This is a genomic window from Actinophytocola glycyrrhizae, from assembly GCF_042653545.1.
GTDB lineage: Bacteria > Actinomycetota > Actinomycetes > Mycobacteriales > Pseudonocardiaceae > Actinophytocola > Actinophytocola glycyrrhizae.
Genome location: NZ_JBHSIS010000011.1, coordinates 22,418 through 37,058 on the forward strand (window position 1 = coordinate 22,418; position 14,641 = coordinate 37,058).

11 protein-coding genes and 1 tRNA gene are annotated in these 14,641 nt (G+C 68.3%); 9 read left to right on the forward strand and 3 right to left on the reverse strand.

Annotation, left to right across the window (positions count from 1 at the left end; translation table 11 throughout):
• Positions 1–25: 25 nt before the first annotated feature.
• On the forward strand, positions 26–1,141 hold the full coding sequence (locus ACFPCV_RS25050) for a YlbL family protein (protein WP_378058778.1): 1,116 nt from the start codon (positions 26–28) through the stop codon (positions 1,139–1,141).
• Between the two features lie 83 nt (positions 1,142–1,224).
• On the opposite strand, the gene ACFPCV_RS25055 is transcribed toward ACFPCV_RS25050, so the two are convergent.
• The gene (locus ACFPCV_RS25055; protein ID WP_378058878.1) at positions 1,225–1,749 is read right to left on the reverse strand and encodes a PPA1309 family protein; all 525 of its coding nucleotides are present in this window, start codon (positions 1,747–1,749) and stop codon (positions 1,225–1,227) included.
• Positions 1,750–1,884: 135 nt separating this feature from the next.
• Between ACFPCV_RS25055 and ACFPCV_RS25060 the strand changes: the two genes are divergently transcribed.
• Positions 1,885–4,836, forward strand: coding sequence for a UPF0182 family protein (locus tag ACFPCV_RS25060; RefSeq protein WP_378058779.1), 2,952 nt, complete (start codon positions 1,885–1,887; stop codon positions 4,834–4,836).
• A 297-nt stretch (positions 4,837–5,133) separates the two neighbouring features.
• Here ACFPCV_RS25060 and ACFPCV_RS25065 read toward each other — a convergent pair whose 3' ends face one another.
• Together ACFPCV_RS25065 and ACFPCV_RS25070 are read right to left on the reverse strand one after the other, a co-directional pair.
• Positions 5,134–5,541: a histone-like nucleoid-structuring protein Lsr2 gene (locus ACFPCV_RS25065; RefSeq protein WP_378058780.1), complete on the reverse strand. Its 408-nt coding sequence runs from the start codon at positions 5,539–5,541 to the stop codon at positions 5,134–5,136.
• A gap of 342 nt (positions 5,542–5,883) precedes the next feature.
• Positions 5,884–5,960 (reverse strand) — tRNA-Met (locus tag ACFPCV_RS25070).
• A 965-nt stretch (positions 5,961–6,925) separates the two neighbouring features.
• Between ACFPCV_RS25070 and ACFPCV_RS25075 the strand changes: the two genes are divergently transcribed.
• The 7 genes from ACFPCV_RS25075 to lon all read left to right on the forward strand — a co-directional run bounded on the left by ACFPCV_RS25075 (position 6,926) and on the right by lon (position 14,603).
• Entirely contained in the window at positions 6,926–7,426 is a 501-nt protein-coding gene (locus ACFPCV_RS25075) for a PadR family transcriptional regulator (protein ID WP_378058781.1), read from the forward strand.
• Positions 7,427–7,477: 51 nt separating this feature from the next.
• Positions 7,478–8,581 (forward strand): peptide chain release factor 2, encoded by a 1,104-nt coding sequence (gene prfB / locus ACFPCV_RS25080; protein ID WP_378058782.1) that lies wholly within the window; start codon positions 7,478–7,480, stop codon positions 8,579–8,581.
• Positions 8,582–9,044: 463 nt separating this feature from the next.
• On the forward strand, positions 9,045–9,734 hold the full coding sequence (ftsE, locus tag ACFPCV_RS25085; RefSeq protein ID WP_184811623.1) for a cell division ATP-binding protein FtsE: 690 nt from the start codon (positions 9,045–9,047) through the stop codon (positions 9,732–9,734).
• A gap of 48 nt (positions 9,735–9,782) precedes the next feature.
• Entirely contained in the window at positions 9,783–10,685 is a 903-nt protein-coding gene (gene ftsX / locus ACFPCV_RS25090) for a permease-like cell division protein FtsX (RefSeq protein WP_378058783.1), read from the forward strand.
• A gap of 32 nt (positions 10,686–10,717) precedes the next feature.
• Complete coding sequence (gene smpB, locus ACFPCV_RS25095; protein WP_378058784.1) at positions 10,718–11,194, forward strand: SsrA-binding protein SmpB; 477 nt, start codon at positions 10,718–10,720, stop codon at positions 11,192–11,194.
• The gene (locus tag ACFPCV_RS25100; RefSeq protein ID WP_378058785.1) at positions 11,191–12,105 is read left to right on the forward strand and encodes an amidohydrolase family protein; all 915 of its coding nucleotides are present in this window, start codon (positions 11,191–11,193) and stop codon (positions 12,103–12,105) included. Before smpB ends, ACFPCV_RS25100 begins: the two co-directional genes overlap by 4 nt.
• 128 nt (positions 12,106–12,233) lie before the next feature.
• Positions 12,234–14,603 (forward strand): endopeptidase La, encoded by a 2,370-nt coding sequence (gene lon, locus ACFPCV_RS25105; protein WP_378058786.1) that lies wholly within the window; start codon positions 12,234–12,236, stop codon positions 14,601–14,603.
• Positions 14,604–14,641: the final 38 nt, after the last annotated feature.

Here is a 14,641-nt window from a genome sequence, read left to right on the forward strand (position 1 = left end):
AGAACACGCCGTACCCTGTCAACCCGTGAGTGACTCTCCGCGCCCCCAGACCGAGGCCCCCCGGACAATCGGTTACGAACCGGGCACCGGCAGTCCCCGCGGGCTGACCCGGCGCGGATGGACCGTCGCGGTCAGCTTCGTCGTGGTTGCGGCACTCGCGCTCGTCGGCGGGTTCGTGAAGGTCCCGTACGTCTCCATCGGCCCCGGCCCGACCTACGACACGCTCGGCGACGTCAACGGCCAGGAGGTCATCGAGGTCGAGGGCACCAAGACCTACCCGACCAGCGGGCAGCTGCGGATGACCACCGTGTCGATCAACGACGAGGTCACGCTGTTCGACGCGCTGGGCAGGTGGGTCAGCGGCCGCTACGCGCTCGCGCCGCGCGACGAGTACTTCGGGCCCGGCCAGACCCAGGAGGACCTCGAACGCGAGAACAAGGTCATGTTCCAGGACTCCCAGAGCGCCGCCGAGACCGCGGCGCTGCGGCTGCTCGACAAACCGGTGAAGGTCATCGCGCAGGAGATCACCCGCGGCGCGCCAGCGGACGAAGTAATCCAGCCGGGTGACCGCCTGTGGGTGGTGAACGGGAAGGACATCACCGCGCAGGAGGACGTGCGCGAGGCGCTGCGGGGCACCAAGCCGGGCCAGACGGTATCGGTGACCTTCCAGCACGAGGACGAGCCCAAGAAGACCGTCGACATCGAACTCGGCAAGGCCAGCGACTTCGGCAGCGACGAACGGCCAGAAGGCTTCCTCGGTCTCGCGCCCGCCGACCGCGCGGACGTCGACTTCGAGACCACCATCCACCTCGAGGACGTCGGCGGCCCCTCCGCCGGGCTGATCTTCGCGCTGGCGATCGTCGACACCCTCACGCCCGGCGAGATGGAGGGCGACCGCACCGTCGCGGGCACCGGCGCGATCGACGTGAAGGGCAACGTCCAGCCGATCGGCGGCATCCCGTTCAAGCTGATCGCGGCCAAGGAAGACGGGGCGACCACGTTCCTGGTGCCCGCCGACAACTGCGCCGAGGCCAGGTCCAACGCGCCGGAAGGCATGGAGCTCGTGAAGGTGGAGACCCTCGAAGGCGCGGTCGAGGCGCTGGAGGACCTGGACGCCGGACGCACCCCGCCCCGCTGCTAGGTCCGGGTGCCGAGCGGACCGCCCTGAAAGGCGCGTTCAGGGCGCTCACCGCCCTGAACGCGCCTTTCAGGGCACGAAGCCGGTCAGCGGAGGGTGTCCAGCAGGGCGTCGGTCAGGTTGGGGGCCAGCTCCGGGTGCTCGACGACCTCGTCCGCGCCTTCGTCGTTCCTCAGGCGCAGCACGCACGCGGCGGTGCCGTCGCGCAGCACGGCCGCCACCAGGCGGGCCTCGCGGCGGCGGGGGTGTTCCGACGCGATGCGGCGCAGCACGTCCGTGTCGCCGCTGTGCTCGCCGGCGGGCAGGGCGTCCTCCGCCTCCGGGGGCAGCACCACGATCTCCTGTGCGATGGCGCAGCCCTGGACGACCTCCGGCCACATGATGGCTGCCAGCGCCTCCGCGAGGTCCTCGCTGGGTAGCTGGTCCTGCGCCACCGGGGTGAGGAACGCGCCGGCGTCGACCTGGGCGGCCAGGTGGGGCTGGGACTCCACCAGCTCGGACGTCGGGACCAGGGCGAACAGCTGGGGCGGCTGGTCCCACCCCGCGGTGGACACGAAATCGTCGACCTCTCGGGCCGCTGCGGACAGGTGCTGGGCATGGCTCGCGGACATACCTGTCATCCTCACCTACCCTCGCGGTCGACTATTTCGACCCCGAACGGGAACCTGGGAGGCCCGGAATAGAGTTGGACATCTAGGACAGCCTCGGCGGTCCTAGCGAACACTGGTCAACACAGGGAGTGCACCGTGGCCACCAGGCCCCCGATCGGTATGCCGAAACTGTCCCGACGCGCCAAATTCCTGCTCAGTATCGCGGGGGTACTGATCCTGGTGCTGATCGTGGGCGCCCGGTTGCTGGATACCTACGTCGACTGGCTCTGGTTCGGCGAGGTCGGTTTCCGGTCGGTGTTCACCGCCGTGCTCGTCACCAGGCTCATCCTGTTCTTCGCGATCGGGCTGCTGGTCGGCGGGCTGCTGGCGGTGAGCCTCGCCATCGCCTACCGGTCGCGGCCGGTGTTCGTGCCGGTCTCCGGCGCGGACGACCCGCTCGCCCGCTACCGGTCGACCATCGTGCAGCGGGTGCGGCTGTTCGGGATCGGCGTCCCCCTTGTCGTCGGCGCCATCGCGGGTGCGGCGGGTCAGGGCGAGTGGCAGCCCGTTCAGCTGATGCTCAACGCGCAGCCGTTCGGGCAGACCGACCCCGAGTTCGGCAAGGACGTCGGCTTCTACGCGTTCACGCTGCCGTTCATCACCTGGCTCATCACCTGGCTGTTCGTGGCCATCGCCATCGCGGGCATCGGCGCGGTCGTCGTGCACTACATCTTCGGCGGCATCCGCCTGGGCACCAAGGGCGACAACTTCTCCGTCCCCGCCCGCGTGCAGCTGTCCGTCACCGCGGGCCTGTTCGTCGTGATCCTCGCCGTCGACTACTTCTTCGAGCGCTACGAGCTGTTGTTCTCCACCCGCAACGGGTTGTTCGACGGTGCCACCTACACCGACCTCAACGCGGTGCTGCCCGCCAAGCTCATCCTGATGTTCATCGCCGGGTTCTGTGCCGTCGCGTTCTTCGTCGGCGCGTTCGTGCGGAACCTGCAGCTGCCCGCCATCGCGATCGTCCTGCTGATCCTCTCGAGCATCCTCGTCGGCTGGGCGTGGCCGACCGTGCTGCAGCAGTTCTCCGTCAAGCCGAACGAGGCGGAGAAGGAGTCGATGTCGATCGACAGGAACATCGAGGCCACCAAGTACGCGTTCGGCCTCACCGATGACAAGATCAAGATCGAGGACTACGAGGGCGACGCGTCGGTGACCGCCGAGACCACCGAGAAGGTCAAGGCCGCCACCGGCACGATGCAGAACATCCGTCTGCTCGACCCGAGCATCCTGTCGCGCACCTTCACCCAGCGCGAGGGCGGCGAGAACTTCTACGGCTTCCCCACGAAGCTCGACGTCGACCGCTACGAGGTCGACGGTGAGGTCCAGGACTACATCGTGGCGGCACGCGAGCTCGACTCGACGCGGCTCGCGGCCAACCAGACCTCCTGGATCAACCGGCACCTCGTCTACACCCATGGCAACGGGTTCGTCGCCGCGCCGGCCAACCGCATCAACCGCGCGCTGTCGGAAAGCGAGTCCAGCGGTGAGGGTGGCTACCCGGTGTTCACCGTGAGCGACATCGAGGCGCTCGAGAACGACGCGGAGATGGACATCCCGGTCACCGAGCCGCGGATCTACTTCGGCGAGCTCGCCACCGACTACGCGATCGTCAACGCGCGCGGCGAGTACGACACCCCGGTCAACCAGGAATACAGCTACACCGGCAATGGCGGCGTCGCCGTCGACGACTGGTTCAACCGGTTCGTCTTCTTCGCCCACTACGGCGAGCGGAACATCCTCTTCTCCAGTGACATCCGCGACGGTTCGAAGATCATGTACAACCGCGACCCCCGGGACCGCGTCAGCAAGGTCGCACCGTGGCTGACCGTCGACGGCGACCCGTACCCGGCGGTGGTCGACGGCCGCATCACGTGGATCGTGGACGGCTACACCACGCTCGACAACTTCCCGTACGCGCAGCGCACCCCGCTCGGTGAGGTCACCAACGACTCGCTGACCGGCGTCGCGCGGCAGGAGGACCGGGACATCAGCTACATCCGGAACTCCGTGAAGGCGACCGTCGACGCGTTCGACGGCACCGTCACCCTGCACGCGATCGACGACAAGGACCCGGTCCTGAAGGCCTGGGAGAGTGTCTTCCCCGGCACCGTGAAGCACGGCGAGATCCCGGAGGCGCTCGAGAAGCACTTCCGCTATCCGGAGGACCTGTTCAAGGTGCAGCGCGAGCTGCTCGCGCAGTACCACGTGGAGAACGCGGCACAGTTCTTCTCGACCCAGACGTTCTGGGACGTGCCGGCCGACCCGACGGGCAGCAACAACGAGGCGGGCGGGGCGGCGCCGAACCAGCCGCCCTACTACGTCCTCGCGCAGGCACCCGGCCAGGCAGAACCGACGTTCCAGCTCACCAGCGCCATGACACTGCTGCGAAGGCAGTTCCTCGCCGCGTGGGTGTCGGTGTCGTCCGATCCCAAGGACTACGGCCAGTTCAAGGTCCTGCGACTACCGACCCAGGAACAGACGAAGGGCCCCGGCCAGGTCCAGAACGAGTTCGAGACCACCGACGAGGTGACCGAGAACCGGACGCTGTTCCAGAACCCGAACGTCAACGTCATCTACGGGAACCTGCTGACGTTGCCGGTCGCGAACGGTCTGCTCTACGTCGAGCCGATCTACATCGAGCAGAAGGACGAGAACGCGTTCCCGCAGCTCGCCCGCGTGCTGGTGTACTTCGGTGACCGGGTCGGGTTCGCCCCGACGCTGAAGGACGCGCTCGAGGAGATCTTCGGTGAGGACGTCGGTGGTGCGGTGACGCCACCGGAGGAGGAAGAGGGCGGCGAGCAGCCGCCGGACACGTCGACACCGACGACCCCGCCCGGCACGTCCACACCGCCGCCGCCGAGCGACGGGGACAACCCGGCGATGGACCAGGCCGTGCAGGACATCGGGGCCGCCCTCGAGCAGCTGAGGACCGCACAGCAGAGCGGTGACTTCGCCGCGCAGGGCGAGGCGCTGGCCGCCCTCGAGAAGGCGGTCAACGAGTACGACGCGGCCAAGGCGGACCCGCCGGCGAATGGCGGCGGCTGACCAGGCTGATCCGACCGAAGGCGCGGCCTCCCCGGGACTGTTCCGGGGAGGCCGCGTTTTCGTCTGTCAGGGCCGGTGCGTCCGTCCCCGAAAACGAAAAGCACGGCCCCCGCTGCTGCGGAGGCCGTGCTTGTCACGCCTGAAGGACGTCGGGTTTGACGAACAGAGCCAGGAGAGCCAGTTATCCACTGTGGACGCATGAGCGCCGTACAGTGACAATGCGACGTCTTGCGTCAATTTCCCCGTCTGCGGCGGGACACGGGATCCGAGCGGATTCGTGCCCCGAGGAACACCGGGTCAGCTCTTCTTCGCGCGCGTCCTGCGCTTCGCGGCCGGCTTCGCCGCCGCCTTCGCCTTCGACTCGGCCTGCGCCTCCTTGTAGGCCTCGACGACGTGCGATGGAATACGACCGCGGCCCGCGAGTTCGTATCCGCTCTCCAGCGCCCACTCGCGGATCTGACCGGCCTCGCCGGAGTTCGCGGACTTGCCGGGCTGGGCCGGACGGGTGCCCCGCTTGATCCGACCACCGATGCGCCGCGCCGATTCGACGTACTCGGTGAGGCTTTCCCGCAACCGCTCCGCGTTGGCATCCGAGAGGTCAATCTCGTAGCTAACGCCGTCCAGACCGAACAGGACGGTCGAGACGTCCTGCGAGCTGGTGCCGTCCAGGTCGTCGACGAGCTGTACCAATACCTTCTGAGCCATCTGGCTGCTCTCCCTTGGACGCCGTTGCACGAGACATGCGTGCACACCCGTTGGTTTGTGTCGGCACACTAGCAAATAACCGGCCTGAGTCCGAAACGAACCAGTGGTGGTCGAGGTTCCGGTCTGTCCGAACGCGACTCGGCCGACGCGAGGGACTTCCGTGTTCATTTCCGGCCCTGCAAGCGGTCTTACCGGATTGAATTCGTTCGGTCGATGACCGAACGGTCAATTGCGGCGGTGTCCACACGAGAGGGTGGGGCCGGGGGTGGGTGTGATCCGCATTACGGACGTGGCACAATAGACCGATGGCCCCTCGGAGGATCTCCGAGGGGCCATCGTCCCTGGTAGCGGGGACAGGATTCGAACCTGCGACCTCTGGGTTATGAGCCCAGCGAGCTACCGAGCTGCTCCACCCCGCGTCGTTGTGGTTGTAACTATACGCACGGCTTCAGAGGGGGTTTCACCGGGGGGTCATTTACGCTCTGACCTGCGGAAAGGTGCTTCTGGGCGATCTGGTGGCCGGATCGGGTCCAGTGGGCTCCGGCCCGGAATCGGTGAAATTGGTGGCCGGATGTCGCCGTGGCGGGGTGAACCCGGTGCCGGCGAGGTCGCCGAGGGGTCGTAGCCGGGGGTGGGGCGCCGCGGAGGCGGTCATCGCGAAGGTGATCGTCGATCATCGGCTCGGGGGTCCGGAGGAGTTCGTTCCGCCATTTGGCGTAGGTCTGAACCACTGGCGCTCGACGTCGGCGGGGCGGCGCCGGATGTCACCGGCGCACAACGGATCCCGTCACTCGGAGTGCCGGAAGTTTCGGTGCGGCAGCGAATTCGGTGGTCGAGATTCCGGCCGGAACGGACAAGATGGAGTGCACGCGGCACCTGCACGTGCACTTGAGTGTGCGAATGGCTGTCGCGGCCCGGCTGTCCGGTCGTCCACACAGGACTGGAGGCCGATGTGCGTGTGCGACCGTCGCTGTCGGCCGGTCGTGTTCCGCATGAGCGCGAGCATTGTCGAGGGTGTTCTCCGCATGTTTTACCCGGATGGAGTAGTGGCCTTCTTCGCGGCCCGCGAACGCGGGAATCCGGGTGGAGAAGTGCGGTTCCACGGCCCTGTCGCGGTGGTGGCGAGTGTCGTCAGGACGATGGTGTGAGCACCTGTCACGCCCGACCGCTTCGCCATTTCCCCTGGTACAAGGGTTGGCGGCCGCGGCGAATCGTGAAAATGCTTCGCGGTGCGAAGGATTCCTTGGCTCCCAGCGACATCCGGAATCCCGGCGTACTGTGCGACTGGAACTCCCCGTGGCAACGGCAGAAACCCGACCAGCCACAGTGGACAGAGGACTGTGCCACTGTGGACACCGGCTGCTGTTCGTGGCACGGTGGTAAGGTGTCTGAACTGAATGCAACTGCCGCTGCCCTTCTGGGGCTGCTGCACGAAGGTCCGGCTACTGGTGGGCAATTGGTCTCGGCCGCCCGTGATCGATTTGGGTCGTTCTTCAGTGTCACGCGGAGTCAGGTCTACCGCGAGCTCCCCGCTCTCGCCGACGCCGGCTTGGTCCGGCTCGGCAAGCAGGGACCGCGGTCGAGCCAGCAGTACCTGGTGACCGCCGCGGGCAAGAAGGCGTTCAAGGGGTGGTTGGGCAGTGAGCCCGGTCCCGACCATCTCCGCAGCCCGCTGATCCTGAGGCTCGTCCACGCGGACGCGCTGACGGTGAAACAGCGGGCCGCGCTGATCGACTCGGCCAAGAAGGTCTATTCGGAAGAACACGAGGCGGCGAAGGCGGCGGTCAAGGCCGCGGACGGTGCCTACTCGAAGGCGGTCGCCGAGTTCGGGGTGGCGAGGGCGAAGGCAGTTCTGAAGCTGCTCGACTCCATTCCCACCTCCTGAAACTCTCGCCTCAAGCGGACGGCGTGCGGGTTCACGGTAGATTCTGAAGACGTGAACCCGGACGTCGTAGCTGACCTGAAAGAACTGTCCGACACCCTTGCGAGCGTCGAGGCCGTGTCGGACCTGGACTCCCTGCGTGCCCAGATCGCGGATCTGGAGCAGCAGGCGGCCCGTCCGGACCTGTGGGACGACCCCGAATCGGGACAGAAGGTGACGAGCCAGCTCTCTCACAAGCAGAGCGAGCTGCGGCGCATCGAGGAGCTGCGACAGCGGCTCGACGACCTCGCTGTGATGTACCAGCTCGCCGATGAGGAGGGGTCTGCCGACGCCCGTGCCGAAGCGGAAGCGGAGCGTGAACGGCTGCACTCCGACATCGCTTCCATCGAGGTGCGGACCCTGCTGTCCGGCGAGTACGACGAACGCGACGCGATCGTCACCATCCGGTCCGAGGCAGGTGGGGTCGACGCCGCGGACTGGGCCGAGATGCTGCTGCGCATGTACCTGCGCTGGGCGGAGCGGCACGGGTACCCGACCGATGTGTACGACATCTCCTACGCGGAGGAGGCCGGCATCAAGTCGGCCACCTTCAAGGTCACCGCGCCCTACTCCTACGGGACGCTGTCGGTGGAACAGGGCACGCACCGGCTCGTGCGCATCTCGCCGTTCGACAACCAGGGGCGGCGGCAGACCTCGTTCGCGGGGGTCGAGGTGCTGCCGTTCGTCGAGGCCGTCGACCACGTCGACATCCCGGAGAAGGACATCCGGATCGACGTGTTCCGGTCGTCGGGCCCCGGTGGGCAGAGCGTGAACACGACCGACTCGGCCGTGCGCATCACCCACCTCCCGTCCGGCATCGTGGTGTCCTGCCAGAACGAGAAGTCGCAGATCCAGAACCGCGCCGCCGCCATGCGAGTGCTGCAGGCGAAGCTGCTGGAGCGCAAGCGGCTGGAGGAGCGCGCCGAGATGGACGCGCTCAAGGGCGACGGCGGGTCGTCGTGGGGCAACCAGATGCGGTCCTACGTGCTGCACCCGTACCAGATGGTCAAGGACCTGCGGACCGAGTTCGAGGTCGGCAACCCGTCGAACGTGCTGGACGGGGAGATCGACGGCTTCCTCGAAGCGGGCATCCGCTGGCGGCGGACGCAGCCGGCGTGATCGTGGACGGGGGTCGGCCTCCGGCCCCTGGTTTCCAGCCTACGGCGTGGGTCTGACAGTTCTCGGTGCCGTGTTCGGTGGCTGTGGACGACTATGCGGGCTTGTGGTGACGACCCGGTCGCTGTGCGTGAATCGCCCGGGGGCGGGGGAATTCCTGCCTTTGCCACGGGCCTGACGCTGGGAATTTGTGCGTTGGGCGGCCGCCGGCCCCCGTTCTCCAGCCTACGGCTCAGGGGTGACGGAGCCGGTTTGTGCGCGGCGCCTGGATGTGGGGTTGTCCACAGTCGGGGTGGTTGTCCACAGGTCCGGTTCTGTGGCCCCGATTCCGTCGGACCTTGCCGTTACGCTGGGTTTCGGGGGGCCGGAGGCCGCCATCGCCGGGGCCGTTGTCGATCTTGGCTGGTCAGCGTGTTCGGCTCCCAAGGCAACAGGTCGATAACGGACGTATGTAGACTCGCGCCTCGTGATCCGGCTCGAACACGTTTCGAAGGTGTACAAGACCTCCACGCGCCCTGCGCTGGAGGACGTCTCCGTCGAGATGGACAAAGGTGAGTTCGTCTTCCTCATCGGTGCTTCGGGGTCGGGTAAGTCGACCTTCCTGCGCCTGCTGCTGCGAGAAGAGGTGCCCACGAAGGGACGCGTCTACGTAGCGAACTTCGACGTGGTCCGAATGTCCCGGCGCAGGGTCCCCCGCCTGCGCCAGTCCATCGGCTGCGTCTTCCAGGACTTCCGGCTGCTGCACAACAAGACCGTTGCGGAGAACGTCGCCTTCGCGCTCGAGGTCATCGGCAAGCCGCGCAACACCATCCGCAAGGTGGTGCCCGAGGTGCTCGAACTCGTCGGCCTCGAAGGCAAGTCGGCGCGGATGCCGCACGAGCTGTCCGGTGGTGAGCAGCAGCGCGTGGCGATCGCCCGCGCGTTCGTCAACCGGCCGCTGATGCTGCTCGCCGACGAGCCGACCGGAAACCTGGACCCCGACACCAGCCAGGACATCATGCTGCTGCTGGAGCGGATCAACCGCACCGGCACGACCGTGCTGATGGCGACCCACGACCACTCGATCGTCGACTCCATGCGGCGCCGGGTCGTGGAACTGTCGCTCGGCCAGGTCGTGCGCGACGACTCACGAGGGGTTTACGGCGTAGGCCGTTAGAAATACCCCCGCACCCCCGCCCTCCCGACACAAGGACGCCTTCCCCCGATGCGTGCCAGCTTTGTCTTCAGCGAGGTCCTGACCGGCCTCCGCAGGAACGTGACGATGACAGTCGCGATGATCCTCACCACGATGGTCTCGCTGCTGCTGCTCGGTGGCGGTCTCCTCGTCGTGCGCATGATCGACAAGACGCAGGCGGTCTACGAGGACAAGCTGCAGGTCAACGTCTACCTGACCAACGACATCAGCGAGAACGACAAGGAATGCCAGAAGGACCCGTGCCGCAGCCTGCGCACGGACCTCGAGAACGACCCCGCGGTCGAGTCGGTCGCCTACGAGAACCGCGACCAGGCGTACGCCCGGTTCAAGGAGATCTTCGCGTCGCAGCCCGAGCTGGTGAAGCTCGCGCGTCCCGAGGCGCTGCCCGCGTCGTTCAACGTCAAACTGTACGACCCCGACCGGCCGGAAGTGATCATCCAGACGTTCTCCGGGCGGGTGGGCGTCGACTCGATCGCCGACCAGAGTGAGTTCCTCGACCGGTTCTTCGACGCGTTGAACGGGGTACGAGATCTGACCTTCGTCGTCGCGTTGATCCAGGCGGTCGCGGCGCTCCTGCTGATCTCCAACACCGTCCAGGTGTCCGCGTTCACGAGGCGGACGGAAGTCGGCATCATGCGCCTCGTCGGCGCGACCCGCTGGTACACCCAGCTGCCGTTCCTCCTGGAAGCGGTGGTCGCGGGCGTCATCGGCGCGGTCCTCGCGATCGGGTTGCTGGTGCTGGCGAAACTCTGGTTCCTCGACCGGCTGCTGGAGGGGCCGTTCGCCGCGGGCGTGATCAGACCGATCGAGGGGCTGGACATCCTGCTGGTGTCGCCATGGCTCCTGCTCACGGCCGTCGGCATCTCGGCCGTCACCGGCTACGTCACGCTCCGCCTGTACGTGCGCCAGTAAAACGGCGTGCGCTGACACGTAGAGTTGTCGTCATGTCGAAGGAACGTGGCCAGAAGGTGATCGCGCAGAACCGCAAGGCGCGGCACAACTACACGATCCTGGACACCTACGAGGCCGGGATCGCCCTGATGGGCACCGAGGTCAAGTCGCTGCGCCTTGGCCGGGCGTCGCTCGTGGACGCGTTCGCCACGGTCGACGACGGCGAGGTGTGGCTGCGGAACCTGCACATCCCGGAGTACGTGCTCGGCACGTGGACCAACCACACGCCGCGCCGCACCCGCAAGCTGTTGCTGCACCGGGGCGAGATCGAGCGCCTCATCGGCAAGACCCGCGAGGGCGGCCTGTCGCTGGTGCCGCTGTCCCTGTACTTCAAGGACGGCAAGGTCAAGGTCGAACTCGCGCTCGGCAAGGGCAAGAAGGAGTACGACAAGCGGCAGTCGCTCGCCAAGCGGGACGCGGAGCGGGAGATCTCGCGTGCCCACGGCCGGGCGATGAAGGGCCGGTATTGACTCCCAGGTCCGACGCGGAGGTCCCGGCGTTCACGCACGCGCTGGGCCTTCCCGGGCTGACCGACCTGCACGTCCACTTCCTGCCCGAGTCCGTGCAGCGGAAGGTGTGGGAGTTCTTCGACCGGGCCGGCGCCGAGTACGGCACCAAGTGGCCCATCCACTACCGGCTGCCGTCGGCCGAGCGCCTCGGCGTCCTGCGTGACCTGGGCGTGGTGCGGTTCGCGCCGCTCGTGTACCCGCACAAACCGGGCATGGCGGCGTGGCTGAACGAGTGGGTGCGCGACTTCGCGGCGGCCACCCCGCAGGCCGTGCCCACCGCGACGTTCTTCCCGGAACCAGGCGCCGCCGCCTACCTCGCCGACGCGCTCGACCAGGGCGTTCGGTGCGTGAAGTCGCACGTCCAGGTCGGTGCCTACGACCCGCGTGACGAGCTGCTCGAACCCGTGTGGGGGCTGCTCGCCGAGGCTGGTGTGCCGGTCGTGGTCCACTGCGGGCACGGGCCGGTCGCAGGCAGGTACACCGGTCTCGACGTCTTCGAGGACGTGCTGAGCCGCCACCCCCGGCTGGTCGCGGTGCTCGCGCACGCCGGTGCGCCCGAGTTCACGCTCGCGCTCGACCTCCTCGACCGGTATCCGGGCGTGCACCTCGACACCACCATGGTCGGCGTGCCGTTCAACCGCGCCGACGAGCTGCTGCCCCGCGACTGGGCCGCCCGCCTCGCCGGGCACCCCGACCGCGTCGCGCTCGGCACCGACTTCCCGTCCATCCCGTACGACTACGCCACCCAGCTGCGTGCCATCGCGGGCTGGGCCGCGTCCGACGAACGCCTTGGCGAGTCCTTCCTGCGTGCGGTGCTGTGGCACACACCCCGCCGCCTGCTCTCGACCGACGTCCCCTCGCAGGCGCGGTGACCCCGCCCGTGGTCGTCCCGCGCCCTCGGGGCCGCTCCGCTGGCTCCGCTCACGGCGAACAGCCGACGGAAACATCCTGACCACCCTCCGGGTTGAGTAGGACAGACTCAACTTTGGAGGGTGAACTGATGGCAGAGTCGTTGACGCTCCCGGTGCTGCCGCTGGACGACACGGTGCTGCTGCCGGGAATGGTCGTGCCGATCCGCATGGCCGGCACCGACGGCGCCGGAGTCAGGGCGGCGGTCGAGGCCGCGCAGGCGGTCGCCGAGGGGGACAGGCCACGCGTGGTGATGGTGCCGCGCCTGGAGGGCAAGTACGCCCGCGCCGGTGTGCTCGGCGTCGTCGAGCAGGTCGGCCGCATGCCCGGCGGTGAGCGGGCCGCCGTGGTCCGTGGCACCCAACGCGTCCGCATCGGGGCCGGCACCACCGGCCCGGGTGCCGCGCTGTGGGTCGAGGTCGAGGTGGCGGACGAGACGCCGGTGACCGACCGCACCCGTGAGCTGGCCAAGGAGTACAAGGCGCTCGTCATCACCATGCTCCAGGAGCGGGGCGCGTGGCAGGTCGTCGACTCGGTGCAGTCCGAGGCCGACCCGTCCGCGCTCGCCGACATGGCCGGTTACGCCTCCTGGCTGGACGACGAGCAGAAACTGTGGCTGCTGGAGACCGCGGACGTGACCGAGCGGCTCGAGAAGCTGCTCGAGTGGACCCGCGACCACCTCGCCGAACTCGACGTCGCGGAGACCATCCGCAAGGACGTCAAGGAAGGCATGGAGCGCCAGCAGCGGGAGTTCCTGCTGCGCCAGCAGCTCGCCGCCATCCGCAAGGAGCTCGCCGAGCTGGACGGCAAACCCGACACCGAGGAACAGGACTACCGCGCCCGCGTCGAGGCCGCCGACCTGCCCGAGAAGGTGCGGGAGGCGGCGCTCGCCGAGGTCGACAAGCTGGAACGCACGTCCGACCAGTCGCCAGAGGTGGGCTGGATCCGCACCTGGCTCGACACGGTGCTGGAGATGCCGTGGAACACCCGGACCGACGACGCGTACGACATCGCGGGCGCCCGCGAGATCCTCGACGCCGACCACGCCGGGCTCGACGACGTGAAGGACCGCATCATCGAGTACCTGGCGGTGCGCAAGCGCCGCGAGGAGCGCGGTCTCGGTGTCGTCGGCGGCCGCCGCAGCGGTGCCGTGCTGGCGCTCGCCGGCCCGCCCGGGGTCGGCAAGACGTCGCTGGGCGAGTCGGTCGCGCGGGCGATGGGCCGTAAGTTCGTGCGGGTCGCGCTGGGCGGCATCCGTGACGAGGCGGAGATCCGCGGCCACCGGCGCACCTACGTCGGTGCGCTGCCCGGCCGGATCGTCCGCGCCATCTCGGAGGCGGGCTCGATGAACCCGGTCGTGCTGCTCGACGAGATCGACAAGGTCGGCTCGGACTACCGGGGCGACCCGACGGCCGCGCTGCTCGAGGTGCTGGACCCGGCGCAGAACCACACGTTCCGCGACCACTACCTCGAGGTCGAGCTCGACCTGTCGGACGTGGTGTTCCTGGCGACCGCGAACGTCATCGAGGCCATCCCGGCGCCGCTGCTCGACCGCATGGAACTGGTCGCACTCGACGGCTACACCGAGGACGAGAAGGTCACCATCGGCCGCGACCACCTGCTGCCCAGGCAGCTGGAACGCGCGGGCCTGGCCGCGGACGAGGTGAAGCTGACCGACGACGCGCTGCGGCTGATGGCCGGCGAGTACACCCGTGAGGCCGGGGTGCGGCAACTGGAGCGGTCGATCGCGCGGGTGCTGCGCAAGATCACCGCGGCACTGGCGCTGGGTTCGGTCGTGCTGCCGCTGACGGTCGACGTCGGTGACCTGCGCACCTACCTCGGTCAGCCCAAGCACACCCCCGAGTCGGCCGAACGCACGGCGGTGCCGGGCGTGGCGACGGGTCTCGCGGTGACCGGCGCCGGCGGCGACGTGCTGTTCGTGGAGGCGTCGGTGGCGTCGAAGGACTCCGGCGCCACGGGCGTCACGTTGACCGGGCAGCTGGGTGACGTGATGAAGGAGTCGGCGCAGATCGCACTGTCCTACCTGCGGTCACACGGTGCCGACCTGGGCGTTCCGGTCGGTTCGCTGGCCGAGCAGGGCGTGCACGTCCACGTCCCGGCAGGCGCGGTCCCCAAGGACGGCCCGTCGGCGGGCGTGACCATGACGACCGCGCTGGCGTCGCTCCTGTCGGGCCGCCCGGTCAGGCCGGACGTGGCGATGACCGGTGAGGTGTCGCTGACGGGCCGGGTGCTGCCGATCGGTGGCGTGAAGCAGAAGTTGCTGGCCGCGCACCGGGCCGGTATCACAGACATCGTGCTCCCGAAGCGCAACGAGCCGGACCTGGAGGACGTGCCGGAGTCCGTGCTGGACGAACTGACCGTCCACCTGGCGACTGACGTGCGCGAGGTGCTGGCGGTGGCACTGGCCCCCACCCGCACCGCGGCGACCGCAGCCGCCTGACGAACAGGAAGGGCCCTCGCCGATCCCCCGGGCGAGGG